General features: G+C 67.7%; 26 protein-coding genes. 19 read left to right on the top strand and 7 right to left on the bottom strand.

The genetic code is table 11. The features are described 5' to 3' along the window. Nucleotides 1-59: 59 nt before the first annotated feature. The gene (locus FPZ54_RS16450; protein ID WP_239019609.1) at nt 60-422 is read right to left on the bottom strand and encodes a DUF2141 domain-containing protein; all 363 of its coding nucleotides are present in this window, start codon (nt 420-422) and stop codon (nt 60-62) included. Beyond that, entirely contained in the window at nt 403-1,227 is an 825-nt protein-coding gene (locus FPZ54_RS16445) for a sterol desaturase family protein (protein WP_145848913.1), read from the bottom strand. Before FPZ54_RS16445 ends, FPZ54_RS16450 begins: the two co-directional genes overlap by 20 nt. Here FPZ54_RS16445 and FPZ54_RS16440 point away from each other — a divergent pair. From FPZ54_RS16440 to egtD, 5 genes are read left to right on the top strand one after another with little or no spacing between them, the layout of a single operon-like run. Continuing rightward, nucleotides 1,226-2,269 carry a glutamyl-Q tRNA(Asp) synthetase gene (locus FPZ54_RS16440; protein ID WP_239019608.1) on the top strand — a complete coding sequence of 348 codons (1,044 nt, stop codon included), beginning with the start codon at nt 1,226-1,228 and terminating at the stop codon, nt 2,267-2,269. The genes FPZ54_RS16445 and FPZ54_RS16440 overlap by 2 nt on opposite strands. Nucleotides 2,270-2,278: 9 nt before the next feature. After that, nucleotides 2,279-2,506: a twin transmembrane helix small protein gene (locus FPZ54_RS16435; protein ID WP_145848912.1), complete on the top strand. Its 228-nt coding sequence runs from the start codon at nt 2,279-2,281 to the stop codon at nt 2,504-2,506. A 44-nt stretch (nt 2,507-2,550) separates the two neighbouring features. Further along, nucleotides 2,551-3,120, top strand: a complete 570-nt coding sequence (locus FPZ54_RS16430) for a cob(I)yrinic acid a,c-diamide adenosyltransferase (protein WP_145848911.1) — start codon at nt 2,551-2,553, stop codon at nt 3,118-3,120. Between the two features lie 44 nt (nt 3,121-3,164). Then, complete coding sequence (gene egtB / locus FPZ54_RS16425; RefSeq protein ID WP_145848910.1) at nt 3,165-4,424, top strand: ergothioneine biosynthesis protein EgtB; 1,260 nt, start codon at nt 3,165-3,167, stop codon at nt 4,422-4,424. Beyond that, on the top strand, nt 4,424-5,401 hold the full coding sequence (gene egtD, locus FPZ54_RS16420) for an L-histidine N(alpha)-methyltransferase (RefSeq protein WP_145848909.1): 978 nt from the start codon (nt 4,424-4,426) through the stop codon (nt 5,399-5,401). The genes egtB and egtD overlap by 1 nt, the downstream gene beginning before the upstream one ends. Before the next feature lie 135 nt (nt 5,402-5,536). Here the strand turns inward: egtD and FPZ54_RS16415 are convergent, their stop codons facing one another. Next, entirely contained in the window at nt 5,537-6,640 is a 1,104-nt protein-coding gene (locus FPZ54_RS16415) for a GNAT family N-acetyltransferase (RefSeq protein ID WP_145848908.1), read from the bottom strand. Between the two features lie 84 nt (nt 6,641-6,724). Between FPZ54_RS16415 and FPZ54_RS16410 the strand changes: the two genes are divergently transcribed. Beyond that, nucleotides 6,725-7,186, top strand: a complete 462-nt coding sequence (locus FPZ54_RS16410) for a DUF2721 domain-containing protein (protein ID WP_145848907.1) — start codon at nt 6,725-6,727, stop codon at nt 7,184-7,186. On the opposite strand, the gene FPZ54_RS16405 is transcribed toward FPZ54_RS16410, so the two are convergent. After that, nucleotides 7,183-7,833 carry a DsbA family protein gene (locus FPZ54_RS16405; protein ID WP_145848906.1) on the bottom strand — a complete coding sequence of 217 codons (651 nt, stop codon included), beginning with the start codon at nt 7,831-7,833 and terminating at the stop codon, nt 7,183-7,185. The genes FPZ54_RS16410 and FPZ54_RS16405 overlap by 4 nt on opposite strands. Before the next feature lie 102 nt (nt 7,834-7,935). Here FPZ54_RS16405 and FPZ54_RS16400 point away from each other — a divergent pair, with 102 nt between their 5' ends. Continuing rightward, nucleotides 7,936-8,424 (top strand): asparaginase domain-containing protein, encoded by a 489-nt coding sequence (locus FPZ54_RS16400; RefSeq protein ID WP_145848905.1) that lies wholly within the window; start codon nt 7,936-7,938, stop codon nt 8,422-8,424. A gap of 90 nt (nt 8,425-8,514) precedes the next feature. On the opposite strand, the gene FPZ54_RS16395 is transcribed toward FPZ54_RS16400, so the two are convergent. Next, a complete protein-coding gene (locus FPZ54_RS16395) occupies nt 8,515-9,168 on the bottom strand; it encodes an OmpW/AlkL family protein (RefSeq protein ID WP_145848904.1) in 654 nt (217 codons plus the stop codon). Nucleotides 9,169-9,276: 108 nt separating this feature from the next. Between FPZ54_RS16395 and FPZ54_RS16390 the strand changes: the two genes are divergently transcribed. Genes FPZ54_RS16390 through FPZ54_RS16380 form a run of 3 tightly spaced genes read left to right on the top strand, consistent with a single transcriptional unit; the run spans nt 9,277 to nt 11,857 of the window. Further along, on the top strand, nt 9,277-10,791 hold the full coding sequence (locus tag FPZ54_RS16390) for a PAS domain-containing sensor histidine kinase (protein WP_239019607.1): 1,515 nt from the start codon (nt 9,277-9,279) through the stop codon (nt 10,789-10,791). Further along, on the top strand, nt 10,784-11,407 hold the full coding sequence (locus FPZ54_RS16385; RefSeq protein WP_145848902.1) for a response regulator transcription factor: 624 nt from the start codon (nt 10,784-10,786) through the stop codon (nt 11,405-11,407). The genes FPZ54_RS16390 and FPZ54_RS16385 overlap by 8 nt, the downstream gene beginning before the upstream one ends. Nucleotides 11,408-11,452: 45 nt before the next feature. After that, entirely contained in the window at nt 11,453-11,857 is a 405-nt protein-coding gene (locus FPZ54_RS16380) for a response regulator (protein WP_145848901.1), read from the top strand. Here FPZ54_RS16380 and FPZ54_RS16375 read toward each other — a convergent pair. Together FPZ54_RS16375 and cydD are read right to left on the bottom strand one after the other, a co-directional pair. Further along, nucleotides 11,841-13,457, bottom strand: coding sequence for an ATP-binding cassette domain-containing protein (locus FPZ54_RS16375; protein ID WP_145848900.1), 1,617 nt, complete (start codon nt 13,455-13,457; stop codon nt 11,841-11,843). The two genes, FPZ54_RS16380 and FPZ54_RS16375, sit on opposite strands and share 17 nt — an antisense overlap. Next, the gene (gene cydD, locus FPZ54_RS16370) at nt 13,454-15,115 is read right to left on the bottom strand and encodes a thiol reductant ABC exporter subunit CydD (protein ID WP_145848899.1); all 1,662 of its coding nucleotides are present in this window, start codon (nt 15,113-15,115) and stop codon (nt 13,454-13,456) included. The genes FPZ54_RS16375 and cydD overlap by 4 nt, the downstream gene beginning before the upstream one ends. A gap of 124 nt (nt 15,116-15,239) precedes the next feature. Between cydD and FPZ54_RS16365 the strand changes: the two genes are divergently transcribed. The 9 genes from FPZ54_RS16365 (at nt 15,240) to FPZ54_RS16325 (ending at nt 24,377) form a co-directional block, all read left to right on the top strand. Beyond that, the gene (locus FPZ54_RS16365; protein ID WP_145848898.1) at nt 15,240-16,817 is read left to right on the top strand and encodes a cytochrome ubiquinol oxidase subunit I; all 1,578 of its coding nucleotides are present in this window, start codon (nt 15,240-15,242) and stop codon (nt 16,815-16,817) included. A gap of 12 nt (nt 16,818-16,829) precedes the next feature. Continuing rightward, nucleotides 16,830-17,975, top strand: a complete 1,146-nt coding sequence (cydB, locus tag FPZ54_RS16360) for a cytochrome d ubiquinol oxidase subunit II (RefSeq protein WP_145848897.1) — start codon at nt 16,830-16,832, stop codon at nt 17,973-17,975. 12 nt (nt 17,976-17,987) lie between these two features. After that, nucleotides 17,988-18,113 (top strand): cytochrome bd-I oxidase subunit CydX, encoded by a 126-nt coding sequence (cydX, locus tag FPZ54_RS16355; RefSeq protein WP_145848896.1) that lies wholly within the window; start codon nt 17,988-17,990, stop codon nt 18,111-18,113. 3 nt (nt 18,114-18,116) lie between these two features. Continuing rightward, nucleotides 18,117-19,460 carry an oxygen-independent coproporphyrinogen III oxidase gene (hemN, locus tag FPZ54_RS16350; protein ID WP_145848895.1) on the top strand — a complete coding sequence of 448 codons (1,344 nt, stop codon included), beginning with the start codon at nt 18,117-18,119 and terminating at the stop codon, nt 19,458-19,460. Between the two features lie 125 nt (nt 19,461-19,585). Further along, a complete protein-coding gene (locus tag FPZ54_RS16345; RefSeq protein ID WP_145848894.1) occupies nt 19,586-20,389 on the top strand; it encodes a universal stress protein in 804 nt (267 codons plus the stop codon). Beyond that, on the top strand, nt 20,359-21,045 hold the full coding sequence (locus FPZ54_RS16340) for an NAD(P)H-dependent oxidoreductase (protein WP_239019606.1): 687 nt from the start codon (nt 20,359-20,361) through the stop codon (nt 21,043-21,045). The genes FPZ54_RS16345 and FPZ54_RS16340 overlap by 31 nt, the downstream gene beginning before the upstream one ends. A 67-nt stretch (nt 21,046-21,112) precedes the next feature. Continuing rightward, nucleotides 21,113-21,694 (top strand): ANTAR domain-containing response regulator, encoded by a 582-nt coding sequence (locus FPZ54_RS16335; RefSeq protein WP_145848893.1) that lies wholly within the window; start codon nt 21,113-21,115, stop codon nt 21,692-21,694. Beyond that, complete coding sequence (locus FPZ54_RS16330) at nt 21,691-22,887, top strand: ABC transporter substrate-binding protein (protein WP_145848892.1); 1,197 nt, start codon at nt 21,691-21,693, stop codon at nt 22,885-22,887. Before FPZ54_RS16335 ends, FPZ54_RS16330 begins: the two co-directional genes overlap by 4 nt. 254 nt (nt 22,888-23,141) lie before the next feature. Beyond that, on the top strand, nt 23,142-24,377 hold the full coding sequence (locus FPZ54_RS16325) for a nitrate/nitrite transporter (protein ID WP_145848891.1): 1,236 nt from the start codon (nt 23,142-23,144) through the stop codon (nt 24,375-24,377).

Below are 24,377 nucleotides of genomic sequence, written 5' to 3'. Positions count from 1 at the left end.
CGTGGACCCGTGCGATTTCAGTCGGGGTCATCGGCAGACGGCAGCGCGTCGCTTTTGCCCTAAAGCAGATAGCGCATCTTCACCTGCTGCGTTTCGCCGTCGAGCGGGAAGCAGGCCGAGGTGAATTTGGGCGGGCCGAAGCCGATGGCGGGGTTGCGGCTGAAGCCGAAGCCTTCGCGGGGGATGCCGAGCATCGTGTCGAGTTTCTTGTTGCCATTGGCATCATGGATGATCGCCACGGCATAGGTGCCGCTCGCCAGCCCCTCGAACCGGGTCTTGGGCGAGGTGGCGGCGATGGTGCGCGAAACGGCGCGGGGATCGTCCTTGCAATCGGGGAAGCTGTCGGGTCGCGCGGTCAGGCAGATGCGCAGCACGCCCTTCGCATTGCGCAGCCCGGTGACTTCAAGGTCGAGGTTGCTCACTGGCGAGGCCGCCGGGAGGAGCAGCAGCGCCGCGGGAAGCAGCGCGCGCATGTGCCTTCGCGAAATCGCCAAGGCGCTTTTCATGGGCTTTGGCGAAATCGCCGACGCCCCGGTCCGTCCCGCACAGCCGGTCCCAGAAACGGAAATAGAGACCATAGTTGCACCCATATTGCTCATGGTGCCGCTGATGATGGCTTGCGGTGATGAGCCAGTCCCCCACCGGCCCGCGCCACATCGCCCGCGGAAACACCTCCCACCCCATGTGATTGGTGACACCCATAACCGTCATGATTCCAAGCACCAACCCCAATGCGCCGACATGGATCGGAATGAGGAACACCAGTGCCGGAATTACCACAGCGCCGGTCAGCGCCTCGATCGGGTGAAAGCTCATCGCCGCCCATGCGGTGGGCGGGCGACTGTCGTGATGGACGGCATGGGCGATGCGGAACCAGCGCGGCCGGTGCATCCAGCGATGCGTCCAGTAGAACCATGTGTCGTGCGCGAAGAGGTAGAGGAAGACCGAGAGCGGGAGATACCAGAGCGGGTATGCGGCGACATCGGTATAGATCCGCGTCCAGCCGTGATTTTGCCAGCCCCAGGCGACCACGCCGGCCGGGATGCCATAGATGGCGGCGCTGGCGAGGCTCCAGATCACCTCGCGCCGCATCTGCGCGTCGAGTCCGCGATAGAGGCCGGGATGTCGCAGCCGGGTCGCCCAGGCGAAGCCGCCCGAGACGATCAGATAGCGCACCCCGACGATCAACGTCATGGCGAGCGCCGACAAGAGGATGGCGAGGAACATGGCGCCGCTCTACATGGAAATCGTGCCGTCCGACAGCCAGACCATCGTCACCCGCTTTGCGCCGAGCCCGACCGGGCGGCTGCATCTGGGCCATGCCTTCTCGGCGATCGCGGCGCATGAGTTCGCGCGGGCGCGCGGCGGGCGGTTTTTGCTGCGGATCGAGGATATCGACGGGACGCGCAGCCGGGCGGAGCATGTCGCGACGATCATGGAGGACCTGCGCTGGCTGGGGCTGGACTGGGATGGCGAGGTGCTGTTCCAGTCGGCGCGGCTGGGGGCGTATCAGGCAGCGCTGGACGATCTGCGCGGCCGGGGGCTGATCTATCCCTGTTTCTGCACGCGCGCGGACATCGCCGCGAGCGCGAGCGCGCCGCATGGGCCGGAGGGGGTTGTGTATCCGGGGACGTGCCGGGGGCTGGAGGCGCCGGATCTGGCGCAGCCGCATTGCTGGCGGCTGGATATGGGGGGGGCACTCGCGTCCATTCCTCCCCTGAGCTTGCTCAGGGGAGGGGGACCGCCGCGAAGCGGTGGTGGAGGGGCGGCGGTCGCAGACCGCCGTGAACATCTCGACAAAATTCCGCCCTCTGCGGGTCGGCCCCTCCACCAGCCTACGGCTGGTCCCCCTCCCCCAGCAAGCTGGGGGAGGAATGCGTTGACCTTCACCGACTCCCGCCATGGCACCATCGTCGCCGACCCGACCGCGCATGGCGATGTTGTGCTGGCGCGCAAGGATGCGCCCGCTTCCTATCATCTTGCGGTCACGATCGACGATGCGATGCAGGGGGTGACCGATGTGGTGCGCGGCGAGGATTTGTTGCCCGCGACGCATGTCCACCGGCTGCTCCAGGCGCTGCTCGACCTGCCCGTGCCGCGCTACCATCATCATCGCCTGCTGACCGGGCCGGACGGCGCGCGACTGGCCAAGCGGCACGGCGCGCCGACGCTGGCGGCATTGCGCGAAAGCGGCGCGGACGGGCGCGCGCTGGCCGATGCGCTGCGGCGGGGCGAGGTTCCGGTTGGATTCGGTGCGGCGAAGGACTAGATCGGGGTCATGAAGCTTTTTCTCGTCCTGCTGCTCATCGCCGCGATGCTGGCGACCGTCTTCGCGCTCATCAAGGGCATCGTCGCATTCCTGCGCACCACCGAGGCGGAGCTGAAATCGGGCGACGGGCCGAGCGCGTCGTCGCTCAAGTCGAACAAGGCGATGCAGCAGCGCATCCTGTTCCAGGGGATCGCCATCGCGATCGTCGCGCTGTTGCTGCTGCTCGCGAGCGCGTGAGTTTGCATTCGGCGACGCCGGATGGTCACGGCACCTGAACAAACATGGTCAAGCTCAACAAGATCTATACGCGCACCGGCGATGACGGCACCACGGGGCTGGTCGACGGATCGCGGGTAGCCAAGCACGACCCGCGCATGGCGGCGATCGGCGATGTCGACGAGGCGAACAGCGCGATCGGGGTGGCGATCGCGGCGATCGGCGAGGACTATCCCGCGCGGCTGTTGCTGACGGTGCAGAACGACCTGTTCGATCTGGGCGCCGATCTGGCGACGCCGGGCGACGATTTTGAGCCGGGCGAAATGACGCTGCGCATCGTCCCGGCGCAGGTCGCGCGGCTGGAAGTCGCGATCGACGCCGCCAACGAATCGCTTAGCCCCCTCACCAGCTTCATCCTGCCCGGCGGATCGCAAGCGGCGGCGGCGGTGCATCTGGCACGCGCGATCGTGCGCCGCGCCGAACGCAGCGCGACTGCGGCGGCGGCAAGCGTTTCGCTCAATCCGCAGGCGCTGGCCTATCTCAACCGCTTGTCCGACCTGCTTTTTGTTCTTGCGCGCGAAATGAACCAAGAGGCGGGTGGCGACGTTCTGTGGACGCCAGGGGCGCACCGGTGAGTTGAGGGTTTGACCTTCGCGGCGTTTCGGGATAGGAGAACGAAATGCGAACGAAGGCGCAGATCGCCGCGTGCAGCACAACGCTCGAAGCGCGGTTCCGCGCGGTTCGGGCGCTTTCCGCCGATCTTGTCGCTCCACTTTCCGACGCCGATGCGACCGTCCAGTCAATGGAGGACGCCTCCCCCGCCAAATGGCATCTGGCGCATACCACCTGGTTCTTCGAGACGTTCGTGCTGCGCGATCATGTGCCCGGCTATCGCCTGCACGATGCCCGCTTCCCGTTCCTGTTCAACAGCTATTACGAGGCCGAGGGGCAGCGCCATGCGCGCGCGCGGCGCGGGATGGTGACGCGGCCGTCGCTGGACGAGGTAATGGCCTATCGCGCGGCGGTGGACGGGGCGCTGGTCGATGCGCTGCCCACCCTTCCCGACGCCGCGCTGACGCTGATCGAGCTGGGCTGCCATCATGAGGAGCAGCATCAGGAATTGCTGCTGACCGACATTCTCCACCTGTTTTCGTGCAATCCGGTGGAACCCGCGATCTGGCCGGGCAAGCGCAAGATTCCGGTGGAGATGCCGGGGCCGATGCGCTGGATCGAAGGGGTGGAGGGGGTCGCCGAGATCGGCGCGCAGGGCGACGGATTCGCCTTCGATTGCGAAGGCCCGCGCCACCGCGTGCTGCTCCACCCCCACGCACTGGCCGACCGGACGGTGACCAATGGCGAATGGGCGGCGTTTATTGCGGACGGGGGCTATTCGGAGCCACGCCACTGGCTTTCCGATGGCTGGGCCTGGGTGAAGGCCGAGGGGATCGAAGCGCCGCTTTACTGGGAACAGCGCGACGACGGCTGGACGCGCTTCGGGCTGGACGGGCGGCGCGCGATCGACCCCGCTGCACCGGTGACGCATGTGAGTTTCTTCGAGGCCGACGCCTATGCCAGCTGGGCGGGTGCACGGCTGCCGACCGAGGCGGAATGGGAGGTTGCGGCGAGCGGCCATGATCCTGTGGGCGGCAACCAGCTGGATTGCGCCGGACCGGTCGAACCGCGCCCGGCGACCGGCGGGCCGGCATTTTTCGGCGATGTGTGGGAATGGACCGGCAGCGCCTACCGCCCCTATCCCGGCTTTGCCGCCGCCGAAGGCGCGGTGGGCGAATATAATGGCAAGTTCATGAGCGGGCAGTGCGTGCTGCGCGGCGGCAGTTGCGCCACGCCGCGCGGCCATGCGCGCGCCAGCTATCGCAACTTCTTTTATCCGCACCAGCGCTGGCAGTTCACCGGCGTGCGCCTGGCGAAGGATCTGTAATGCTCAAACATGACATCGAGGACGGGCAGGCAAGCCTTGCCGATCCGGCGTTTCGCGCGGATGTGCTGAACGGGCTCGCGGCGCGGCCCCGGGCGATTCCGGCACGCTGGTTCTATGACCGGCGCGGGTCGGAACTGTTCGAGGAGATTACCGCGCTTCCCGAATATTATCCGACGCGGACCGAGACGGCGTTGCTGGAGCAAGTGAGCCCGGAGGTCGCGCGCGAGACGGGCGCCGGTGGCGCGGTGGTCGAGTTCGGATCGGGATCGTCGGCCAAGACCCCGGTGCTGCTGCGCGCGGTGAAGCCCGCCGCCTATGTGCCGATCGATATTTCGGGCGATTTCCTGCGCGCATCGGCACGTGGCATCGCGGCGCAATTCCCCGATGTGGCGGTCGAGCCGGTCGAGGGCGATTTCATGAAGCCGCTGCGGATGCCCGCCGGGATCGGGGGGCTTTCGCGGCTGGGTTTCTTTCCCGGATCGACGATCGGCAACATGGCGCCGGCCGCTGCAGTCGATCTGTTACGGACGATGCGTCAGTCGCTCGGCGAGGGCGCGTCGCTGCTGATCGGGATCGACCGGATCAAGGACCCGGCGCTGCTGGTCCCCGCCTATGACGATGCGCAGGGGGTGACGGCAGCGTTCAACCTCAACCTGCTGGAGCGGATCAATGCCGAGCTGTCCGGCACGATTCCGGTCGACGCATTCCGCCATGTCGCACGCTGGAACGACGAACTGGCGCGGATCGAGATGCTTCTGGAGGCGGTGCGGCCGGTTGCGTTCGAGGTCGATGGGCGTGGCTTCAGCATCGCCGCGGGCGAGACGATCCATACCGAGAACAGCCACAAATATGGCGCGCGCGACGCGCGGCTGCTGCTCGCCGCAGGCGGGTGGAGCGTGACGCGCGAATGGACCGACGCGGATGATCTGTTCGCGCTGTATCTGGCGCAGGCGCGGCCGGTCGAGACGGCGCCATAGGGCGCTCGCGCGAAGCCGCTACCGCCTATGATCCGTCTGTGCTGAGCTTGTCGAAGCACCGTTCCAGCGGTCCGTGATGGCGAAAAAGGCCCTTCGACAGGCTCAGGGCAAACGGAGCGATCGGATTTCCTGGCGCTACGGCTTTGGCTCGGCGTTGCCGCTTGCGCGCCAGCGACCGCGCAGGAGGCGCGCGGCGAGGCCCGGGAGGCCGGGGCGGACGAACAGCCAGTCGCGGATCGTGGGACCGGCATCGGCGCCGATCACACGCTTGTAGCCGCTGTCGCCTGCGCCCCAGTCGACCATCGTCATGCCATCGTCCAGCGCGCGGACGAGATTGCGATAGTAGAGCAGTTTCCCCGGCGAATGCTTGCCGACGCGCGGGTCATAGCTGTTGGCGATCGCATATTTGAGCGCCCCCGCATTGAGGTCGAACGAGAAGGCCATGGGCTGGCCGTCGATGCGCAGCACTGCGGCCCAGAGCATCGCGGCGATGACGGGATCGGCGGCGGCGGCGCGCCAGAAGGCGCCATGGCCGTCTTCGGTGAACTTGGCATCGCGGCCGTCGGTGCGGTCGGCGATCCAGCTGTTGCGCTCGACCGCGGCGAGATCGTCGAACGCCCGCGCGGTCCAGTCGGCGCCCGACACGAAGCTCCAGTCGGGTTCGCCATGCTCGGCGAGATGCTTTTCATGGAAGCGGTTCTTGCGGAGCGTCGAGTTGCGCGGCCAGGTGCCTTCGGCACGCAGCGCGGCCATGTCGAGCAGGAAACTTTCGGCGACGAAGCGGTCGAGCGCGACCCAGCCGCGCGTGGCCGCGGCGGCGCGCAGCCCTTCGAGCGCCGGGTCGCGATCATAGACCGGGCCGATGCGCAGCGCGTTGCAATGCTTGCCCAGCGTGTCGAGCAGCAATTCGAACGCCTCCGCCCCCGCATCCTGCGCGACCGGGAAGCTGCGGAACGGCCAGTAGCAGCCGGGAACCTGGGCGATGCGCAACGACGCGGGGCCGGTATCGACGATCGGCAGCGCGAGGACCGGTGCCCCCTCCCGCGCGATTGTCAGCGTGCGCGCCGCGCCCCCATAGGCGTGGAGCGCGGCGGCGAACCAGCCATAGCGCAGGAAACGATGCGTGGGCGCGGCGCGATCGGCGACCGGGTCGAGCGCGCTCGCCAGCCCGTCGCCGATGCTCGCGCTGAGCAAGGGCGGCAGGCGCGTGAAGTCGGCGAGCGGCATCGGCTTCGTCATGGCACCCTGTCTAACGCGCAACTTGTTACCATAGGGTGGAAGAGCCGCTTGGCGCCGCGTGCGGGCCGCCATAAGGTGCGCGCAATGCAGGCCCCGATGCTCTCCACCGTCGCCGCGACGATCCAGACCGCGATCGCGCCCGTTTTCCTGCTGGCGGGGATCGCGGGCATCCTGAACGTGCTGGTCGGACGGATGGCGCGCGTGGTGGATCGCGCGCGCAAGATCGAGCAACTCCATCCCGTCTCGACCGGGGCCGAACATGAGCGGCATGTGTGGGAGCTACGGCTGATCGACCGGCGGCTGTCGGTCATCAACACCGCGATCTGGCTGTGCGTGGCGAGCGGGATCGCGATCTGCCTGGTCGTCGCGCTGCTGTTCGGGGCGGAGATCGTCCATCTGGATATCGGCGTGGTCGTGGCAGTGGCGTTCATCGCGTCGATGATGTTGCTGACCGCGGGGCTGGTCGCATTCCTGTTCGAGGTCCGGCTGTCGCTGCGCGCGGTGCATGTGCGCGAGGAACTGCTGGAACGCGACCGGAGCGGCTAGCTTCCCTTACGCTCCCGGGCCAGGGCGACCGCTTTTTTCAGTGTCGGCAGATCGACCAGCCCGGGGATGGCATAGGGGCCGACCATGAGTCCGGGCGTACCGGTGAGGCCCAGCATCCGCGCATAGTCATTGGTGCGCGCGAGCAAGCCGTCGATCGCCGTCTTGTGCTTCGCCTGATCGGCGACGAGCCGGTTCCAGTCCAGCCCGGCCTTGTCCGCCGCAGCGCGGATCTTTGCGGTGTCGATCCGCCCGCTGGTGGCGATCAGCGCGCGGTGGAAGGCGAGATGCTTGCCCTGAAAGCGCGCGGCGATGGCCGCGCGGGCCGCTTCGCGCGATCCGGCGCTGAGGATCGGCCAGTCGCGATAGACGACACGGACCCTGGGATCCTGTGCCATCAACGTGTCGAGCGTCGGGCCGAAGCGCCGACAATAGCCGCACTGATAATCGGAGAAGAGAACGAGGGTGACGTCATATCCGCGCGGCGCGATGGTGGGCGCGAGCGGGTCGTTGCGGATGCGCTCCCGGATGCGCTCGACCTGCGCGGCGGTGCGCGTGTCCCCCGATTCCGCGACCCCGTCCGACTGGGCGGCGAGCGGCAAGGGAAACGAGAGGACGAGGGCGGCCAGAGTGAGATGGAGCGGCTTCATGCCGACAGCCTAGCGCATCCGGGCCGCCAGTCGCATCCATTATTCCCCGGGGGATCGCGCCACGCGCTGACAGGCGCGATCGACATCGCTATAGGCCGCGCCATGGCAGATATCCTGATCCTCACTACCGGCGGCACGATCGACAAACTCTATTTCGATGCGCTGAGCGAATATCAGATCGGCGACAGCGTGGTCGCGCGGCTGCTGGCGGTCGCGCGCTCGGCGGCCGATGTCCGCGTGGTCGAACTGATGCGCAAGGACAGCCTGGAGCTGACCGACGCCGATCGCGCGCTGATCGCCGATGTCGTGCGCGCGGCGCCCGAGGAGCGGATCGTCATCACCCATGGCACCGATACGATGACGGAGACGGCGGCGGCGTTGAAGGACATATCCGGCAAGCGGATCGCGCTGCTGGGTGCGCTTGCCCCCGCGCGCTTTGCGGAGAGCGATGCGGCGTTCAACCTGGGCATGGCGTTCGCCACGGTTCAGGTCGCGTCAGGGCCGGGCGTGTGGATCGCGATGAACGGCACCGTCTTCCCCGCCGACCGCGTCCGCAAGGACCGCGATCGCAACAGCTTCGTCGCGGTATAGGGTTTGAACGGGTGCGGCATCGGCCCGCTCCCCATCCCTATAGCCGGTCGCGCAGGGCGAACCCCGTCGCAACCGGCCAAGGCGGAGCGTTCAGAACCGCATACCGATACCAATACCGGCAACGATCGGGTCGATGCTGACATCGACCCGGTTGACCGCGCCGCCGGTGGTGAGGCGGGCCGTCGTGTCGATGTCGATATATTTGACGTCGAGGTTGAGGAACACGCGGTCGGTAAGGTCGATATCGACGCCCGCCTGCAGCGCATAGCCGAAGCTGTCGTCCATCTTCACGCTGGTCGTGCCGATCGCGTTTTCGAGACTGTCGCTCGCGTCTTCGGAGTAGAAGATCGTGTAGTTGACGCCTGCACCGACATAGGGGCGCACCTTGCCCTTGGGCGCGAAATGATATTGCAGCGTGAGCGTCGGCGGCAGCACCCAGGTGTCGGCCACCTTGCCCAGCCCGTTCAGCGCGCCCGCACCGGTCACGTCATGCTTGGTCGTCGCCAGGATCAGCTCGGTACCGATATGATCGGTGATCATATAGGTGAAGTCGACCTCGGGCATGACCGAATCGCCCACCGCGACCTCACCGGTCGGGAAAGCGGGCAGCACCGGCCCCGACTCCTCGGTCGGCGACACCATGATGCCGCGCAGGCGGACCAGCACGTCGCCCGCTTGCGTCTGGGCATGGGCGGGCACGGTCAGGGCGGTGGCGGCGGCGAGAGCAAGAAAGACGATACGCATCTGAAATCTCCTCATTGCGAGGAGGCCCGGTTAGGAGTCGCGGTGTATCCGCACTCTTCGTAATGGTACGGATGGGAATGAACCCGAATTGACAGGATGATGGATCGTGTGACCGACGACGCGCTTCCCGAACCCGACGAACTTGCGCTGTTGCTCGACAGCGTGAACGATCATGCGACCTATCTGGTCGGCCCGGAGGGTCGGATCAAATCCTGGAATCGCGGGGCGGAGATGCTGACCGGCTGGACCGCAGAGGCGGCGATCGGCCAGTCGTTCGACCTGCTCTACCCGGCCGATCAGCGCAGTCGGGGGATCCCGGCGGCGGATCTGGACGCGGCGCGCGAACGGACGCGAGTGCGTAGCGAAGGATGGCGCGCGCGGCACGACGGGTCCGAATTCTATGCCGATATCACGCTGATCGCCCTGCGCGACGCCAGCGGCGCGCTGCGCGGCTTCGGCCAGACGCTCTACGACATTACCGGGCGCAAGGCGGCGGAAACGGCACTGGCGCGCAACGAGCTGCACCTGCGATCGATCCTGGCGACCGTGCCCGACGCGATGATCGTGATCGACGAACGGGCGACGATCCTGTCGTTCAGCGCGGCGGCCGAGCGCTTGTTCGGCTGGACCGAGGCCGAGGTGGTGGGACGCAATGTCGACATGCTGATGCCCTCCCCCGACCGCGAGCGGCACGATCAATATGTCCGGCATTATGTCGAGACCGGCGAGCGGCGCATCATCGGCATCGGACGGATCGTATCGGGGCAACGGCGCGACGGCACCGTCTTTCCGATGGAACTGTCGGTCGGCGAGGCGGCGGGCGAAGGGCACCGCATCTTCACCGGATTCATCCGCGACCTGACCGAACAGCAGCGCGCCGAGCTGCGGCTCAAGGAACTGCAATCGGAGCTGATCCATGTGTCGCGATTGAGCGCGATGGGGACAATGGCCTCGACACTGGCGCATGAGCTCAACCAGCCGCTCGCCGCGATCACCTATTTCATGCAGGGCGCGCGCGACCTGCTCGCCGATCCCGGCCCCGATGCGCACGACTTGCTGGCGCAAGCGCTCGACGAAACCGCGAGCGAGGCGTTGCGGGCGGGCAATATCGTCCGTCGCCTGCGCGAATTCGTCGCACGGGGCGAGGTGGAAAAGCGGATCGAGGATCTGAACGGCCTGATCGACGAGGCAAGCCGCCTGGCGCTGATCGGATCGCGCGAGCGCGGGATCCGCACCTTGTTCGATCTGGATGCCGGGGTGAAACATGTGCTGGTCGATCGCGTGCAGATCCAGCAGGTGCTGGTCAATTTGCTGCGCAACGCGGTCGAGGCGCTGGCGGACTGCACCGTTTGCGACCTGACGATCGGCACCGCGCCCGCGCCAGGCGGCATGGTCCGCATATCGATCGCGGACACCGGCGCCGGCATTCCCGAGAGCATCGCGCCGCAATTGTTCGAGGCGTTTGTCACCACGAAGGAAAGCGGCATGGGCCTGGGCCTGTCGATCTGTCGTACCATCGTGGAGGCGCATGGCGGGCGCATCTGGGCCGAACCGAATCCGGGCGGCGGTACCATTTTCAACTTCACCCTGATGAGCGCGGAAGTCGAGGCAGACGATGACTAAGAGACTGGTGCATCTGGTGGACGACGATCCGGCGATCCGCCGGGCGGTGAGCTTCGTCCTCAAGACCTCGGGATTCGAGGTTAAGGCCTATGAGTCGGGCGTCGCCTTTCTGAAGGAGGTCCGCCATGCCGAACCGGGATGTATCCTGCTCGACATCCGGATGCCGGACAAGGACGGGCTGGAAGTGCAGCGCGATCTGAATGCGATGGGCGTCGATATGCCGGTGGTGATGCTGACGGGGCATGGCGACGTCGCCGCCGCAGTGCAGGCAATGAAGGAAGGCGCGGTCGATTTTCTGGAGAAGCCGTCGGACAAGGCCGATCTGCTGCGCGCGATCGAGGCGGCCTTTGTCCGGATCGAGCGATCGGACCAACGCGATGCTGCCGCACATCAGGCACAGGTGCGTATCGCCGCGCTGACCCCGCGCGAGCGCGAGGTGCTGGAGGGGCTAGCACAGGGACTGCCGAACAAAACGATCGCCTATGATCTGGGTATTTCGCCACGAACGGTGGAGGTGCATCGCGCCAATGTGATGAGCAAGCTGGACGTGCCGAGCTTTCCCGATGCGCTGCGCATCGCCTTTGCCGCAGGGCTGGGCAAAAGCGCGGCTTCGTAAGATCACGTAGCGACGCGGACGCGTGGCTCGCGCATCGCTGTGCGAATGTCGCTTTTGCCTGTCTCACCGCCCACGCCCCAGTCGCGTCCCGGGCTATGGCTCGTCGAAGATGACGATGCGCTGCGCCGCGCGCTTCAGCTGATGCTGTTCAATCGCGGATTCGATGTGCGCGCCTTTCCGTCTGCGGCACATGCGCTGGCCGATGCCGCCGCCGACCGGATCGGCGTGCTGGTGGCGGACTATCGCCTGCCCGATTCGGACGGAGTCGCCCTATTGCGGGCGTTGCGCGGGCGCGGATGGGCCGGACATGCGGTGCTGCTGACCGGCTTTCCCTCGCCGACGCTGGAACGAGAGGCGCGCGCGGCGGGCTTTGCCGCGGTGCTGGAGAAGCCGGTGCCGCACCATCGGCTGATCGCCGAGCTTCAGCCCCCGGTCACGCCGGCGCGCTGACCCGTCGCGGGTCGATCGGCACCGTCAGACTGGTACAGGCGCGCGCGAAGTCCGCGCGATGGCTGGTCAGCACCAGCCCCTGCCCGGTCCGGTCGAGCCGCGCGACCAGCCGTTCGGCCACCAGCGACTCGGTCGCGCAATCCAGCCCCTCGCTCGGCTCGTCGAGCAACAGCCAGGGCGCATCGGCGAGATAGGCGCGCGCCAGCGACAGGCGCCGCCGCTCCCCGCCCGACAGCCGCTCGCCATTGTCGCCGATCCAGCTGTCGAGTCCGCGTGGCAACGCCCGCACGCGCGCGTCGAGCGCGGCATCGGCCAGCGCCTCCCACAAGCGGGCCTCATCGGCGCCGGGGTCGGCGAGCAGCAGATTTTCGCGCACCGTTCCGGCGATCAGCAGGGCGTCCTGCGGCGACCAGGCGAAGCTGCGCCGCAGCGTGGCGGCGGGCAGAAAGGCGATATCGATGCCGTCGAGCCTCGCCTGTCCGACACGGGCGGGGCGCAGGCCGATCAGCGCTTCGATCAGGCTGGTCTTGCCGCTGCCGGACTGGCCGACCAGCGCCAGCCGCGTACCGGGGGTAACCGGGCCATCGATCAGGCCGGGCAGATAGAGGTTGGCGGCGCCGGACGGCGTGGCGATTTCGGCGGCGGTCTCTTCCAGAGACAGTGCCGCGTCGAGCCGGGCCTGTGCGGCACGGACACCTCCGCGTTCCGCAAAGCGCCGCAGCAGCGGGGCGGTGCCGTCGATGGTCATTGCGGCGGCCAGCGCGGCCAGCGCAGCGATCGGCGCCCCGGCCGGGACCGCCAGCGCCAGCGCCAACACCGCTGCCAGCGCCATCGCCCCGCCATGCAGCAGCGCCATCCAGCCGAGCAGGTCGGCGCGCGCGATCTGCGCGGCGTCGAGATCGGCGCTTGCGCGTTCGGCGCTTTGCGCAGCCCAGCCATCGAGACCGTAGCAACGCAGCTCCGGCGCGGCTTCGGCGAGGGTACCGACCAGATCCTTCAGCGCGCCATTTGCCTCCTGGGCGCGGTGGCCCGCGGTTTCGAGACGGCGCCCAACCCGTTCGCCGAGCGCGACCGTGGCGGCGAAACAGGCGACGATTGCGAACGCTGCGGGCCAGCCCGCGAGGAGCGCGAGGCAGACGCCCGCGACCAGCGCCGCTGCCGCGCCGGGGGTCGCGGAGCGGCGCACCATATCCTGTTCGATCGCGCCGACGTCGTTCACCAGCCGGGCGCTGGCGTCGCCGGGGGTGAAGGCGAGCGCCCGCGCGATCGGCGCGGCGGCGATCGCGCGGTAGAGCGCGGGGCGGACGCGTGCGAGCGCGTGGAGTGCGGCGGCGTGCCCCGCCAGCGCCTCGCCATAGCGCGCGCCGGTGCGGACGATCGCGAGCAGGCGGATCGCGGCGCTGGGCAGCATATAGTTGAAGGCGTGGGCGACCGCCGGTCCCGCCGCGCCCGCCAGCGCCGCAGCGGTGATGAACCAGCCCGACAGACCGAGCAGCAGCACCGAACTGGCGCTGACCAGCGCGCCGAGCGTGGCGGCGCGCAGCAGGTTGCGCCGTTCGCGACGGCTTTCGACCGCGAGCAACCGGGACAGGGGCGTCATCGGCGATCCCCCAGATCGACGACCATGTCGGCGATGGCGGCGAGCCGCGCGCTATGCGTGGCGATGAGCGTGGTGCGTCCGCGTGCGGCGCGGGCGATCAGGGCGATCAACGCGTCCTCCGCCGCCGGATCGAGATGCGCGGTCGGTTCGTCGAGCAGCAGGATCGGCGCGGGCTTGAGTAGCGCGCGGGCGAGACCGATACGCCGACGCTCGCCGCCCGAAAGCCCGCCACCGCGCGGATCGATGGTGCTTTCCAGCCCGCCCTCGCGCTGCATCAACATCGGCTCCAGCCCCGCCGCGACCGCAGCCTGGGCAATCTGTGCCGCGCTCGCATCGGGCGCTCCAAGGGCGATATTCCCGGCAAGCGTGCCGGGCAGGATCAGCGGCGCCTGTCCGGCCCATGAGGCCGAGCGCGCGAGGCTGGTTCCCGGTGCGAGCGCTTCGCCGCCGATCCGGACTACGCCGCCGCTGTGCGGGGCGAGGCCGAGCAGCAGCTGGAGGATGCTCGACTTGCCGCTGCCCGAGGGGCCGGTCAGCGCGACGATGGCGCCGGGCGCGACGCTGAACGACAGGTTGCGAACCGCCGCCTCCGGACTGTCGGGATAGGCGATCGTCACGCCGTCGAAGGTGATCGACGGCGGCGCGCACAGCATCGGCGTGTATTCCGGATCGGTGGCAGCTTCGGCGTGCAGCGCGGCCAGTTGCTGCGCCGCGCTCTCCGCCGCCTGACGGTCGTGATAGGCAGCCGCCAGCCGCCGCATCGGGCCATAGAATTCAGGCGCGAGCGCCAGCACGAAAAAGGCGCGGCCAAGGTCGAGCTGCTCGGGCACCGGAAAGGGCAATTCGCCGAGCAGGTTGAACCCGGCATAGACCGCGACGAGAGCGACCGAAAGCGCGGCGAAGAATTCGAGCGCGCCGGTGGACAGGAATGCAACGCGCAGCACCTTCAGCGTGCGGGCGGCGACCTCCTGCGCGGCGGCGCCGATCCGGTCGGCCTCGCGCGCTTCAGCGCGGAAGGCGAGGATGATCGGGAGCGCGCGGACACGATCGGCGAGCAGGCCCGACAGACGCGAGAGCGCATGAAACTGGCGGCGCGATTCATCTGCGGCGGCCCCGCCCGCCAGCGCGAGCGCGAGGATGAAGGGCAACAACGTCGCCGCGAGGATCCCCGCCGCAACGGGGCTGGCCAATGCGGTCGCCGCCAGCACCAGCATCGGCGCGAGCGCTGCGGCACCACGCGCGGGAAGGAAGCGCGCGACATGGCCGTCGAGCGCCTCGACATCGTCCACCACCGACTGGATCACCGCGCCCGTCGCCTGCACTCCGCCGCGCGGACGGCGCAGCGCGGCCAGCAAGGTCGCCGCACGCACCCGGGCCTTGACCGCACCCGCGCTGCGCCCGCCCGCCCGCAGCGCGAGCGCGGCACAGGAGGCACGTGCGAGGCCCGAAACCAACGCAAGCGCCAGCCCCGGAAGGATCGCGCCACCGGTCGTCAGGGCGGAGATCGCCAACGCAAGCCCGCCCGCAAAGCCGATCGCCGCCAGCGCATCCCCCAGCAGCAACACGGTCGATGCGCGCGCCGAGGCCGCGCCGACGAGCCGCGCAAGCGTTTGGCGGCGATGGCGGGCGGCGTCGCGCTGAAGGGCAAGTGTGGACATTTCGATGCGGTAGAAGTCGGCCTCCGCGCCCTGAATACGGGAATTCCCCAATAGGGAGACAAGCGTGTCTGGGCTTGAAGGCGGGCGACCGGCGCCATGCCGGGGGCATTGGAGGCAAAGGCCCATGGAATCGCTCGATCCGAGCGTCGTCGATCTGTCGCGACTGCAATTCGCGCTGACCGCGCTCTACCATTTTCTGTTCGTCCCGCTGACGCTGGGCCTCAGCTTCATGCTGGTCATCATGGAGTCGATCTATGTGATGACCGGGCGTGCGATCTGGCGCCAGGTGACCCGGTTCTGGGGCAAAATCTTCGGAATCAACTTCGTGCTCGGGGTCGCCACCGGCCTCACCATGGAGTTCCAGTTCGGCACCAACTGGTCCTATTTCTCGCATTATGTCGGCGACATTTTCGGCGCGCCGCTTGCGATCGAGGGACTGATGGCCTTTTTCCTCGAAGCGACGTTCGTCGGCCTCATGTTCTTCGGCTGGGACCGGCTGTCGAAAGTGGGGCATCTGTTCGTCACCTTCCTCGTCGCGCTTGGCACCAATTTGTCGGCGCTGTGGATCCTGATCGCCAATGGCTGGATGCAGAATCCGGTCGGCGCGACCTTCAATCCCGAGACGATGCGGATGGAGGTCACCGATTTCTGGGCGGTGCTGTTCAACCCCGTTGCGCAGGCGAAGTTCGTCCACACGGTGAGCGCGGGCTATGTCATCGCGTCGGTGATGGTGCTGGGCATCGCCTGCTTCTATCTGCTGCGCGGCAAATGGACCGCGTTCGCGCGGCGATCCTTCGTCGTTGCGGCGGCGTTCGGGCTGGCCAGTTCGCTGTCGGTCGTCGTGCTGGGCGACGAGAGCGGCTATGCGCTGACCGACAACCAGAAGATGAAGCTCGCCGCGATCGAGGCGGCCTGGCACACCGAACAGGCGCCGGCCGGGCTGACGCTGATCGGCATTCCCGATTCGGTCGCGCGGACGACCAACTATTCGGTCCATATCCCCTGGGCGTTGGGCCTGATCGCGACCCGCAGCCTCGACGGCGAGGTGACCGGCATGTCCGAACTGGTGCTGCGCGCGCAGGAGCGGATCGCATCAGGGCAGATCGCCTATCGCGCGGTCGAGGCGCTCAAGGCGAACCCGCAGGACGCCGCCGCACGCGCGCTGTTCGAGGCGCACAAGCGCGACCTCGGCTTCGGGCTGCTGCTCAAACGCTATGTCGCCGATCCCGCGACTGCGACTCCGGCGCAGATCGAGCAGGCGGCATGGGATACGGTGCCGAGCGTCCCGCTGATGTTCTGGAGCTTCCGGATCATGGCGCTGATCGGCTTTGCGATGATCGCGCTGTTCGCCACCGCGTTCGTCCTGGCCAGCCTGCGCAAGCATATGGAGGCGCGCTGGTTCCACCGGACTGCGCTGTTCGCGATCCCGCTGCCCTGGCTCGCGGCGGAACTGGGCTGGATCGTCGCCGAAATGGGGCGCCAGCCCTGGGCGATCGAAGGGGTTTTGCCGACCTTCCTCGCCACCTCGACGCTGACCCCGGCGGCGCTGTGGACGACGATCATCGGCTTCACCCTGCTCTATGGCGGCCTCGCCGTGATCGAAGTGCGGCTGATCCTCGCGACGATCAAGCATGGCCCCGTCGAGGAGCAGGACCCCCAACCCGAGCCCGGGCAGTTGCCCGCGACGCCGATGACCGCCTGAGGAGGCAAGATCATGGATTTCCTCGATTACGAAATGCTGCGGGTGATCTGGTGGGCGCTGCTCGGCGTCCTGCTGATCGGCTTCGCGCTCACCGACGGCTATGACATGGGGACCGCAGCGTTGCTGCCCTTCGTCGCCCGCACCGATGTCGAGCGCCGGATGGTGATCAACGCCGTCGGCCCGCATTGGGAGGGCCACCAAGTGTGGTTCATCCTGGGCGGCGGCGCGATCTTCGCGGCCTGGCCGTTCGTCTATGCGGTCAGCTTTTCGGGCTTTTACCTCGCAATGTTCCTGGTGCTGTCGGCGCTGATCCTGCGACCGGTCGGGTTCAAATATCGCTCGAAAAAGCCCGACCCGAAGTGGCGGAGCCGCTGGGACTGGGCGTTGTTCGTCGGCGGGCTGGTGCCGGCACTGGTGTTCGGCGTCGCGGTCGGCAACGTCCTGGCCGGCGCGCCCTTCCGCATCGATGGCGACCTGCGCTCCTGGTATGAGGGCGGGTTGCTGGGGCTGTTCACGCCCTTCACCCTGGTGTGCGGCCTGCTCTCGGTCGCGATGCTGGTGCTGCATGGCAGCGCCTGGCTGGCGATCAAGGTCGAGCATGGCCCGGTGCATGACCGCGCGCGCCGGTTCGGCGTGATCGCGGCGATCGCAGCAGTCGCGCTGTTCGCGATCGGCTGGGCGTTCATTGCCTGGGGCGGGATCGGGTTCCGGACGGTCAACACGGTCGATCCGATGGGACCGTCAAACCCGTTGCGCACCGTGACCGAAGCCGCGGCAGGCGGATGGCTGGCGAATTACGCGCTCTATCCCTGGATGATCGCGGCGCCGCTGCTCGGTTTTGTCGGCCCCCTGCTCGCGCTGCTGGGCATTCGGCGCGGGTCCGAGCCGCTGGCCTTTACCGGGTCGTCGCTGGCGACGGTCGGCATCATCTCCACGGTGGGGCTGTCGATGTTCCCGTACATCCTGCCGTCGAGCATCGATCCGCGGTCGAGCCTGACCGTGTGGAACGCATCATCGAGCGAGACGACCCTGTTCCTGATGCTGATCGTCACGGTGATCTTTCTGCCGATGGTCCTTGGCTACACCGCCTGGGCGATGCGGGTGATGTGGGGCCGGGTGACAACGCAGGAAGTGACCACTTCCCGCGACTTTTATTGAGGACATACAGCCATGTGGTATTTCAGCTGGGTATTGGGCCTTGGCCTTGCCGTCGCCTTCGGCATCCTCAACGGCATGTGGCACGAATTCCACCTGCCCGTGGACGATGACGAGCAGCTGGGCGTCGAGCAGCGCTGAGCCATGCACCGTTATCTTCCCGATCTCGCCGCGCGGGCCGTGCCGCGTTACACCAGCTATCCGACGGCGGCGGAGTTCGGCGACGGGGTCGGCGCGCGCGAGCAGGCGGCAGCGTTGGCGGGAATCGGGCCGGAGACGGCGGTCTCGCTCTACGTCCATATCCCCTATTGCCATGCGATCTGCTGGTATTGCGGGTGCAATACCGGGGCGGTTGGGCGCCCTGCGCGGCTGGATGCCTATCTCGCCGCGCTGGAGCGGGAGATCGAGACGGTCGCAGCGGCGATGCGGGGGCGGGTGAGCGGGGTTCACTTCGGCGGGGGGAGCCCCAATGCGCTGACCCCCGACCAGCTGACGCGCCTGTCGCGGCGGCTGCGCGAGAGTTTCGCCATCGATGCGTCGGCGGACTGGGCGATCGAGCTCGATCCCCGGCTGCTCGACGCCGCGCGCATCGAGGCGGTGGCCGATGCGGGGTTCGGGCGTGCCAGCCTGGGCGTTCAGACCTTTGCGCCACGCATCCAGGCGCGGATCAACCGGATTCAGCCCTTTCGCGACGTTGCGCGCGGGGTGGCGGGTTTGCGTGCCGCAGGCGTGCGGCAGATCAATTTCGACCTGATGTACGGCCTGCCCGGCCAGTCGCTCGACGATATCGCCGCGACCCTCGCGCAAGCGCTCCCGCTCCGGCCCGATCGCGTCGCGATGTTCGGCTATGCCCATCTCCCGGCGATGCTGCCGCGTCAGCGGATGATCGATGCAAGCACGCTGCCCGATGCGCAGGCGCGCTTCTGGCAAAGCGCGCTGGCGCATGATCTGCTGGTCGAGGCGGGCTATCGCGCGATCGGCTTCGACCATTTTGCGCGTCCCGGGGATTCGCTGGCCGCATCAGCGAACAACGGCGGACTGCGTCGCAATTTTCAGGGGTTCACCGACGATCCTGCCCGCGTGCTGATCGGGCTGGGCGCCTCGGCGATCAGCCAGTTCGACGGGCTGATCGTCCAGAACGAGAAACATGTCGGCCGCTATCGGATGCGCGCCGCCAACGAACTGCTCGCCGGCGTGCGCGGGGTTGCCGTGGACCCCGAAGACCGGATGCGCGGCGCGGTGATCGAGCGGTTGCTGTGCGATGGCGCGGCGGACATCGGCGCGATCGCGCGCGCGCATGGCCATGATCCGCACATCCTGTCCGATGCGAAGGACCGGCTTTGCGCGCTTGCCGATCAGGGCATTGTCGAGATTGCGGGCGACCGCATCGCCATTCCCCGATGGGCGCGGCCCTATGCGCGGATCGTCGCATCGACGTTCGACCGCTATCGCGCCGACGCCACGCCGCGGTTCAGCAAGGCGGTCTGACGCGTTGAAGACCGCAGCGGCCCGCTTCGGCGCAGCTGAACACGCACTAAGTACATAACCGGGTGCCGCGGGGCATCGCAGCGCCATAGCCTCCTTCCGACAGACAGGCTGAAGGAGTGGATCCGATGAAGAATGTTCTGGTGCTGATGCACGACGATGCGGGGCAAGAGGCCCGATTGCAGTGCGCCCTCGACCTTACTCGCGCGCTGGACGGTCACCTCACCTGTCTCGACGTGACGACGCTGCCGATTCCGGCGGGCGACGATATCATGCTGGGCGGTCACGGGATGCTGGTGGCCGAGGAGCGCGAGCGCGAACGGGAGAATCGCGCACGCATCGAACCGCGGCTCGCCGACGAGGAGGCGCCCTATAGCTGGGTGGACGTTGCGGGCGACCTTGCCGCTGCGCTGTGTGACGCGGCGGGGATGAACGACATCATCGTCGTCAACCGGCAGCTGGACAGCACGCCCTATCCCGACATGTTCGGCACCGCCGCCGACACCGTGCTGAAATCCGGTCGTCCGGTGCTGGCGGTGCCCGAAAGCGCACGGCGGTTCGATGCGTTCGGCCATGCGATGGTCGCCTGGGACGGGTCGCGCGAGGCGGAGGCGGCATTGCGCGCGGCGGTGCCGCTGCTCCAGATGGCGGAGCGCGTCACCATCCTGGAGGTCGATGACGGGTCGATCCGGACCGCAGCCTTCGAGGCCGCCGAATATCTCTCGCGCCACGGGGTGAAGGCGGTGATCTGCCGCAAGTCGGCGACCAGTGATCTGCCCAGCACGGTTATCCTGGACGAGATCGACCGCGCCAAGGCGAGCTATCTCGTCATGGGCGGGTTCGGGCATAGCCGATGGGTTCAGGCGATGCTGGGCGGCGTATCGCGGCGGATGCTGCGCGAATGCCCGGTGCCGCTGTTGCTGGCGCATTGAGCGAGCGGGGTGAAGCGATGGAGGATGCGCGGACGCTGCGGCATCTGATCGTGCTGGGCGACCCCCGGCGCGGCAGTTTCAACCATCAGGTCGCGGAATGCTATCGCGATACGGTGCGCACCTGTCATCAGGAAGCGCAGATCCGCGACCTCTATGCGCTCGGCTTCGACCCCCTGTTGCAAACCGGCGCGCCGCCATCGGACGACGTCGCGGTCGAGTTGGGTCTGGTGCACGCGTGCGACGTGCTCGTCTTCGTCTATCCGATCTGGTTCGGCACCCCGCCCGCAATCATCAAGGGCTATGTCGAACGGGTGCTGGGCGCGGAGTTCCATCCGGCCGATCTGGGGGGCGAAGCGGCACCGGCGCCGTTTCGGCTCAAGCGATTCCTGACGCTGTCCAGTTCGGCGACCAGCCTGCCCTGGCTCAACGAGCGCGGGCAATGGCTGTCGCTGCGTCAGGCATTCGACACCTATCTCGCCGATCTGTTCGGCTTCCGCTCTGCCGAACATGTCCATTTCGAATCGGTCGTGGAGGGCACGCGCGAGACCTATATCCGCGAGCTGCTGGCACGCGTCGAGGATTCTGCGCGCTATATGTGCGCCGAACTCGCGCAGGAACGCCATGCCGCCAAAGCGCAGGCGGCGGGGCAGAATTAGGGTCGGTTTCAGCAAGGCCGCACCCCGATCTGGCGGAGCGGCGCGCGATTGCATATGAGCCTCGCTTATGCGGATCGCGATCATCGACACCAGTTCAACGCGCGCCGCGATCATCTCCGACGGGCTGCGCGAGGCGGGGCTGGACGATCTGGTGGTGATCGATCCCGCCGGGCCGCTCGCCGCGCAGGTCGAGGCGGCCCGGCCCGAGGTGGTGCTCATCAACCTCGAAAACCCCAGTCGCGACCTGCTGGAGGATTTCTTCGCGATGTCGCGCGCGCTCGACCGGCCGATCGCGATGTTCGTCGATCAGAGCGATGCCGAGGCGACCGGCGCGGCGATCGACGCGGGGGTTTCGGCCTATGTCGTCGATGGCCTGTCGAAGCAGCGGATCAAGCCGGTGATCGACCTGGCGGTGCGGCGGTTTCAGGCGTTTTCGCGGCTTCAGCGCGAACTGGACGCGGCGAAGAATGCGCTCGCCGAACGCGCCACGATCGACCGGGCCAAGGCGATCCTGATGAAGCGGCGCGGGATCGACGAGCCCGCCGCCTATGCGCTGCTGCGCGGGCAGGCGATGCGGACCAACCGCCGGATCGCGGAGATCGCCGAGGCGATCCTGACGACCGAGGCGCTGATGGGGGACCAGCCATGACCGACGAGACGATGCGGATCGGGTTCCTGCCGCTGGTCGACGCCGCGCTGCCGATCCTGGCCCAGGAACTGGGGTTCGCGGAGGCGCAAGGGCTGAAGCTGGAGCTGGTGCGCGACATGACCTGGGCGACGGTGCGCGACCGGCTGCTCTATGGGCATACGGATGCCGCGCATATGGTTGCGCCGCTGGCGATCGCGACCGCGCTGGGCCGCGATCGGCCTGCGGTGCCGATGGCGGTGCCGTTCGTGCTGGGGCTGAACGGCAATGCGATCACCTTTTCGGTGCGGCTGGCTGGTGAGGTCGGGCTGGGCGCGGGGCTGGGCGATCCGCTGACCGTCGGCGCGGCGCTGAAGCGTGTGGCAGGCGAGCGGCGGTTGCGGTTCGGCGTCGTGCATCGCCATTCGAGCCATAATTATATGCTCCGCTACTGGCTGGCGGGAGTTGGCATCCGCCCGGATGTGGATGTCGATATCGTCGTCACCAGCCCGCCCTTTGCCGCCGATGCGCTGGCGGCGGGCGAGGTGGACGGGATTTGCGTGGGCGAACCGTGGAATTCGATCGCGGTGGACCGGGGCGTCGGCCAGATCGCGCTTGCCACCGCGCAAATCTGGCGGCGCGGGGTGGAGAAGGTGCTGGCGCTGCGCAGCGCGGTTGCGGATGAACGGCGCGAGGCGGTGCTGAAACTGGTGCGCGCGCTGCACGCCGCCGCGGCACATTTCGCCGATCCGGCCAATGCCGAGGCGAATGCCGCGATTCTGGCGCGGGCCGAGTATCTGGACTCGTCCACCGACGCGATCCTGCGCGCGATTACCGATCGGCTGCGGCTGGTGCCCGGTGGCGAGCCGGTCCACTATCCCGACTTCATGTTCCAATATCGCGAGGCGGCGAACTTCCCTTGGCGCAGCCAGGCGGGATGGCTGTACGCACAGATGACGCGATGGGACGGGATCGCCTATTCCGACGCGGACGCGGGAATCGCGGCGGAGGTATTCCGGCCGGACCTGTACCGCGCGGCGCTGGCGGGATCGGGCGCACCGTTGCCGGGCGCCAGCTCGAAACTGGAGGGTGGGCTTGGCGGCCCGACCGGGGCGGGGTCGGTGCAGGGGCGGCTGGTGCTGGGCGCGGACGGGTTCTTCGACGGGCGCGCGTTCGACCCTGATGACATTCCCGAATATCTTCGCGGGTTGCCGTGACGCCCCCGATCTAAATTATTGCAGTTGCGAAGAAACGGCTTGCGCGCCTCACGCGAATCGGGCAGCTTTATGTTGTCCGGCAGGGTTGCCGGGACAGATTGATGCGGTGGCTTCCAATGGGGGGAGCGGAAGCCGCAAAGCGCCGGGGCGCAAGCCCTGACCACCGCAACGGGCAATGAAGCCGCCGGAACGCGCCAATGGGCCGCCGTTCCGGCGGCTTTTTTCATGCCGGTCGCACATCGGAGACTGGGAAGATGGCAACTGCATATCTGGACGGGCGGGCGTCCGCCAAATCGGGGTTCTGGACCAGCGGACACACGCCGACGCTGATCGCCGCATTCCTCTATTTCGACCTCGCCTTCATGGTGTGGGTGATCCTGGGGCCGCTCGCGCCCGAGATCGCCGCGACGCTGGGCCTGACGCCCGCGCAAAAGGGGTTCATGGTCGCGGTGCCGACACTGGCAGGGGCGTTGCTGCGCGTCGTCAACGGGCTGCTGGTCGACCGGATCGGGCCGAAAAATTCGGGCACGATCAGCCAGCTGATCGTCATCACCGGCCTGTTCACCGCCTGGGCAATGGGGGTGACGAGCTTTGCCGGGACGCTGGCGCTCGGCGTGATCCTCGGTTTTGCCGGGGCGAGCTTCGCGATCGCGCTGCCACTTGCCAGCCGCTGGTATCCGCCCGAGCATCAGGGCAAGGCGATGGGCCTTGCGGGCATGGGCAATAGCGGCACCGTGCTGGCCGCATTGTTTGCGCCGGGTCTGGCCAAGATCTTCGGGTGGAATGGCGTGCTGGGGCTGGCCTGCATCCCGCTGACATTGGTGCTGATCGCCTATGTCGTGATGGCGAAGGACGCGCCGGGCCGCCCTGCCCCCAAGTCGCTCAAACATTATTTCCTGCCGCTCAAGACCGCTGACAGCTGGTGGCTGATGGGATTTTATTCGGTGACGTTCGGCGGGTTCGTGGGGCTTGCCGCCAGCCTGCCGATCTATTTCACCGACCGGTTCGGGCTGACACCGGTTGAGGCGGGCTATGCGACCGCGGCGTGCGTGTTCGCTGGATCGCTGGTGCGGCCGATGGGCGGGGCGCTGGCGGATGCGATCGGCGGGGTCAAGGCGTTGAGCGCGGTGTTCATCATCGCCGCCTTTGCACTGGTCGGCGTCGCGATGGCCGACAATTTCCCGACGGCCTTGCTGCTGTTCGTGATCGCAATGCTGGCGCTCGGCACCGGCAACGGATCGGTGTTCCAGCTGGTGCCCCAACGGTTCGCGGCGGAGATCGGGGTGATGACCGGGCTGGTCGGCATGGCGGGCGGGGTCGGCGGCTTCTACCTCGCCTCCTCGCTCGGGCTCGCCAAACAATGGACGGGCAGCTTTGCGGGCGGATTCCTGATCTTTGCCGCACTGGCGATCTTCGCGCTTGGCGGATTGTTGCTGGTGAAGGGCAAGTGGCGCGCGACCTGGGGCACCGCCGATGGCGTGAAGATCTGA

The organism is Sphingomonas suaedae, from assembly GCF_007833215.1.
GTDB classification, from domain to species: Bacteria; Pseudomonadota; Alphaproteobacteria; order Sphingomonadales; family Sphingomonadaceae; genus Sphingomonas; species Sphingomonas suaedae.
The sequence above is the reverse complement of the archived record's forward strand: the minus strand, read 5'-3'. Positions and strand labels throughout refer to the sequence as shown.

Excerpts from the sequence above, each read along its gene's own strand:
- FPZ54_RS16410 (WP_145848907.1), top strand. The coding sequence starts at position 6,725 with ATGCAGGCCCCGATGCTCTCCACCGTCGCCGCGACGATCCAGACCGCG.
- FPZ54_RS16430 (WP_145848911.1), top strand. The coding sequence starts at position 2,551 with ATGGTCAAGCTCAACAAGATCTATACGCGCACCGGCGATGACGGCACC.
- FPZ54_RS16405 (WP_145848906.1), bottom strand. The coding sequence starts at position 7,833 with ATGAAGCCGCTCCATCTCACTCTGGCCGCCCTCGTCCTCTCGTTTCCC.
- FPZ54_RS16440 (WP_239019608.1), top strand. The coding sequence starts at position 1,226 with ATGGCGCCGCTCTACATGGAAATCGTGCCGTCCGACAGCCAGACCATC.
- FPZ54_RS16395 (WP_145848904.1), bottom strand. The coding sequence starts at position 9,168 with ATGCGTATCGTCTTTCTTGCTCTCGCCGCCGCCACCGCCCTGACCGTG.
- FPZ54_RS16325 (WP_145848891.1), top strand. The coding sequence starts at position 23,142 with ATGGCAACTGCATATCTGGACGGGCGGGCGTCCGCCAAATCGGGGTTC.
- egtB (WP_145848910.1), top strand. The coding sequence starts at position 3,165 with ATGCGAACGAAGGCGCAGATCGCCGCGTGCAGCACAACGCTCGAAGCG.
- FPZ54_RS16375 (WP_145848900.1), bottom strand. The coding sequence starts at position 13,457 with ATGACGCCCCTGTCCCGGTTGCTCGCGGTCGAAAGCCGTCGCGAACGG.
- FPZ54_RS16335 (WP_145848893.1), top strand. The coding sequence starts at position 21,113 with ATGCGGATCGCGATCATCGACACCAGTTCAACGCGCGCCGCGATCATC.
- egtD (WP_145848909.1), top strand. The coding sequence starts at position 4,424 with ATGCTCAAACATGACATCGAGGACGGGCAGGCAAGCCTTGCCGATCCG.
- FPZ54_RS16380 (WP_145848901.1), top strand. The coding sequence starts at position 11,453 with ATGTCGCTTTTGCCTGTCTCACCGCCCACGCCCCAGTCGCGTCCCGGG.
- FPZ54_RS16445 (WP_145848913.1), bottom strand. The coding sequence starts at position 1,227 with ATGTTCCTCGCCATCCTCTTGTCGGCGCTCGCCATGACGTTGATCGTC.
- cydX (WP_145848896.1), top strand. The coding sequence starts at position 17,988 with ATGTGGTATTTCAGCTGGGTATTGGGCCTTGGCCTTGCCGTCGCCTTC.
- cydD (WP_145848899.1), bottom strand. The coding sequence starts at position 15,115 with ATGTCCACACTTGCCCTTCAGCGCGACGCCGCCCGCCATCGCCGCCAA.
- FPZ54_RS16435 (WP_145848912.1), top strand. The coding sequence starts at position 2,279 with ATGAAGCTTTTTCTCGTCCTGCTGCTCATCGCCGCGATGCTGGCGACC.
- FPZ54_RS16415 (WP_145848908.1), bottom strand. The coding sequence starts at position 6,640 with ATGACGAAGCCGATGCCGCTCGCCGACTTCACGCGCCTGCCGCCCTTG.
- hemN (WP_145848895.1), top strand. The coding sequence starts at position 18,117 with ATGCACCGTTATCTTCCCGATCTCGCCGCGCGGGCCGTGCCGCGTTAC.
- FPZ54_RS16365 (WP_145848898.1), top strand. The coding sequence starts at position 15,240 with ATGGAATCGCTCGATCCGAGCGTCGTCGATCTGTCGCGACTGCAATTC.
- FPZ54_RS16385 (WP_145848902.1), top strand. The coding sequence starts at position 10,784 with ATGACTAAGAGACTGGTGCATCTGGTGGACGACGATCCGGCGATCCGC.
- FPZ54_RS16400 (WP_145848905.1), top strand. The coding sequence starts at position 7,936 with ATGGCAGATATCCTGATCCTCACTACCGGCGGCACGATCGACAAACTC.
- cydB (WP_145848897.1), top strand. The coding sequence starts at position 16,830 with ATGGATTTCCTCGATTACGAAATGCTGCGGGTGATCTGGTGGGCGCTG.
- FPZ54_RS16330 (WP_145848892.1), top strand. The coding sequence starts at position 21,691 with ATGACCGACGAGACGATGCGGATCGGGTTCCTGCCGCTGGTCGACGCC.
- FPZ54_RS16345 (WP_145848894.1), top strand. The coding sequence starts at position 19,586 with ATGAAGAATGTTCTGGTGCTGATGCACGACGATGCGGGGCAAGAGGCC.
- FPZ54_RS16340 (WP_239019606.1), top strand. The coding sequence starts at position 20,359 with ATGCCCGGTGCCGCTGTTGCTGGCGCATTGAGCGAGCGGGGTGAAGCG.